At 45.7% G+C, this 3,637-nt stretch carries 5 protein-coding genes and 1 other annotated feature; all 5 genes read right to left on the bottom strand.

Annotated features, from left to right (window positions below):
• Positions 1-630, bottom strand: a 630-nt coding sequence (locus ACY69O_RS06135) for a prephenate dehydrogenase (RefSeq protein WP_462332584.1), incomplete at its 3' end; no start/stop codon positions are given.
• A 3-nt stretch (positions 631-633) separates the two neighbouring features.
• Entirely contained in the window at positions 634-1,644 is a 1,011-nt protein-coding gene (gene aroF, locus ACY69O_RS06130) for a 3-deoxy-7-phosphoheptulonate synthase (protein WP_462332583.1), read from the bottom strand.
• A 43-nt stretch (positions 1,645-1,687) separates the two neighbouring features.
• Positions 1,688-1,920 (bottom strand) — a binding site (T-box leader).
• A 96-nt stretch (positions 1,921-2,016) separates the two neighbouring features.
• A complete protein-coding gene (locus tag ACY69O_RS06125; RefSeq protein ID WP_462332582.1) occupies positions 2,017-2,469 on the bottom strand; it encodes an N-acetyltransferase in 453 nt (150 codons plus the stop codon).
• A 166-nt stretch (positions 2,470-2,635) separates the two neighbouring features.
• Entirely contained in the window at positions 2,636-3,274 is a 639-nt protein-coding gene (nth, locus tag ACY69O_RS06120) for an endonuclease III (RefSeq protein WP_462332581.1), read from the bottom strand.
• Between the two features lie 50 nt (positions 3,275-3,324).
• On the bottom strand, positions 3,325-3,637 hold a 313-nt coding region (locus ACY69O_RS06115; protein WP_462332580.1), incomplete at its 5' end, for a DUF711 family protein.

The raw sequence follows: 3,637 nt of genomic DNA, 5'->3' as shown, positions 1-3,637 counted from the left end.
TTTCATATCCTCATCGCTTCGCTCAAGCAGAGTAACCAGAGCAGCCGCGGCTACATGAGGTACATGACTGATGATGGACGCGCACCTGTCGTGCTGTGATACAGGCAGAGTCGTCAGATTTGCCCCTGTTAAGGACAAAATATCCTCGAACCATTTTACCACATCAGGCGGAGCAGTCGTCTCTTTAATGATAACATAGCACTTATTAAAAAATAAATCTTTGCTTGCTGCTGAAACACCGCTTTTTTCTTTTCCTGTCATCGGATGAGCTGAAATATAGTATACATCATCAGGAAGCAAAGGTGTTATAGAATCCATCAAAAATTTCTTTGTGCTTCCGGCATCTGTAATGACCGCCCCTTTTTTCAGATGAGGAAGTATCTGTTTTATCATTGGAACCATCTGGAGAACCGGCGTGCTCAGGTATACAAGGTCAGCGTCCTTTACTACCCATGCGATATCATCCGAGGCTTCATCAACCGCCCCCAGCTTTACAGCAGCATCCATTGACTCTTTATGACGGCAAAGACCGTGAATATGGACATCCTCACCAAGCTTATCCTTTAATGCCAAGCCGAATGAACCGCCTATTAATCCAACTCCGATAATAGCAAGATTCAATTTTGCCATTGTTTATTTTCTCCCCATAATTTCCGCGATTTTCTTGACATCCTGCATCAATTCCGCAAATTTTTCCGGCTTCAGTGACTGGTCTCCGTCGCTCAAAGCCTGCTCCGGATGCGGATGAACCTCAATAATCAGACCGTCTGCACCTGCTGCAATACCTGCACGCGCCATCGGCTGAACCATCTGCCAGCGTCCTGTTCCGTGACTCGGGTCAACGATTACAGGCAGATGAGTAAGCTCCTTCAAAGCTACTACTGCTGAGAGATCCAGCGTGTTGCGTGTGTATGTTTCGTATGTGCGGATACCGCGCTCGCAGAGCATAACATTATCATTGCCTGCACTCATGATGTATTCTGCCGCGTTCAGCCACTCGGAAATCGTTGCGGAGATACCGCGTTTCAGCATTACAGGCTTATTTCCATGACCTACTGCCTGCAAAAGACGGAAGTTCTGCATATTTCTTGCGCCAATCTGGAGGACATCAGCATATTTGGATACCAGCTCAACATCGTTCAAATCAACGATTTCTGTAATTATACGCAAATCATACTCGTCGCCGACCTGCTTCAAGAGCTTGAGTCCCTCTTCGCCGAGTCCCTGGAAGTCATAGGGGGAAGTGCGAGGTTTAAAAGCGCCGCCGCGAAGGAACTGTGCGCCTGCTTTCTTAACTGCTGCCGCAGTCTCACGGAGCTGTTCCAGGCTTTCAACGGAGCATGGGCCCGCCATAACTGCCAATTCCTCACCGCCGATTTTGACACCGCGGACATCAATAACAGTGTTGTCTGCTTTAAACTCACGGCTTACGAGCTTATATTTTTCGGTGATGCGAACAGTTTTTTCTACGCCCTCAAGTGAATTCATCTCCAATTCACCGATACGCTTTTTATCTCCGATGACACCAACAATCGTACGGTTTTCACCAATAGAGAGATGTGCGGACAGACCTGAACGCTCAATCTTTTCCTCGACCTTCTTCAAATTTTCTTTCGTTGCTGATGGACTCATTACAATGATCATGACCTTTCCCTCCAATTTTTGAATGCAAAAAAGCCCGCCCCTATACAGGGACGGGCTCTAAGCTCGTGGTACCACCCTGCTTGCTTTCAGCAAGCCGCTCTTTCGGATACAAGTGTATATCCTAGTCTATGATAACGGTGACAGTCCGGCGAGGCCTACTATTATTTCAGCCCGCTGCTTGCAAGTGTATTTCATCAAGGCACCTTACTGCGTTTCACCAACCCGCAGCTCTCTGGAAAAATGACATTGATTACTTCTCTTGCGCATCGCATTTACAATAATATGGTGATAATATAGCATTGTTTCAAAATATTGTCAACAAAGATATTGCAAAATTACAAATTGTATACACAACGAATACATAATATCCTGTTAAATTTTCCGAATCAATGCTATTTCATCGCAATTCGGGAATTTGGGGCAGTCGATGCAATCCTTCCAAACCTTCGGAGGCAGATCCTCCTTTACTATTATCTGAAAGCCAAGAGTCTGGAAAAAGCCCGGCTTGTATGTCAGAGTGAACACCTTTTCTGCGTGCAGCTCTTTTGCTTCATCAATCAAGCGTTTTACGATTTCCGTTCCTACTCTCTGATGTGCCCGTTCGGGAAGAACTGCCATGGAACGGACCTCCGCAAGACGGTCCCATACAATGTGCAGTCCACCGACTCCGACAATAGTGCCGTTATCGTCGGCAACAATCATATCACGCAGTGTTTCGTACAGCGTATTTCGTGACCTTGCCAGCATTACGCCCTCATTTGCATACTCATTTATTAAGCTGTATATTGCTTCGACATCGTCGAATGTAGGTTTTCTGTATATCATTTCTTCTCCTCGATAGTTTCTGTATTAGTATATCATACGAAAAATAACCGGACTAAAGACGTAGAATGAATTTTCATCTGCTAGGCATAGGAGCGCAGTCGTAGCGGCAGCTACGTCAAGCGACGATAACAACGCAGATGGCAATTCAGGCAAGTATATGGTCCTGTTATTTTACGGATGATGTACTAGGACATAAATCATTTAAGAAGCATTTTGAACATTTCGGGCTCCGTGACTGACAAAGATTACGTCCGTGCCATATAAGCCAGTGATGCGCGTCCGACCAGTTATCCTTTGGAATCAGCTTCTGCAAACCCTTTTCAACCTCCAGCGGAGTTTCACCCACTGCAATGCGCAGCCTGTTTGAAACACGAAAAACATGTGTATCAACAGCTATTGCAGGTTTATTAAACGCAACGCTGGAAACGACGTTTGCCGTCTTTCTTCCAACTCCCGGAAGACTTAGCAGTTCCTCAAAGGTTTCAGGCACAGTTCCATTGTATTTCTCCATCAGAATACCGCAGGCGGCGTAGATGTTTTTTGCCTTGTTGTGATATAACCCGCAGTCCTTGATTTCTTCCTCAAGTGCCTTCAGACCTAAATCAAGAATCTTTTGCGGCGTATCCGCTTTCGCAAAAAGCCGTGCTGTCGTTATGTTTACTCTTTTGTCAGTACACTGCGCGGAAAGAATCACAGCAATCAATAATTCAAAGGAATTTCTGTACACCAGCGCAGGCTTTGCTCCTGCATAATGTTCAGAAAGTCTTTCAATTATTTCAGCTTTGATTTTTTTCGTCATCCGCATCTGACATTCCTCCTCAGGAAGAAAAGAGCCCTTTGCAGGGCTCTGATTTCTTAATTCGTTAAGCTTCTGACTGGAGCCGGAATACGTCCGCCCCTTGCAATAAACGCCTCAGAACTGAATTTATTCCTTACAGGAACAATCGGGCAGTATCCCAAAAGACCGCCATATACTACGACGTCTCCGACCTTCTTGCCCGGAACAGGCATAATACTGACAGCCGTAGTCTTGTTGTTGATCATTCCGATAGCAGCTTCGTCGGCAATCATTCCCGAAATAGTAGCTGCGGAGGTATCTCCCTCAATGGCAATCATATCAAGTCCGACGGAGCATACGCATGTCATTGCTTCCAGCTTCTCTATGGAG

This window comes from Schwartzia sp. (in: firmicutes), from assembly GCF_978017985.1.
Note: the sequence above shows the minus strand (reverse complement) of the source record. Positions and strands in the feature narration are given on the sequence as shown.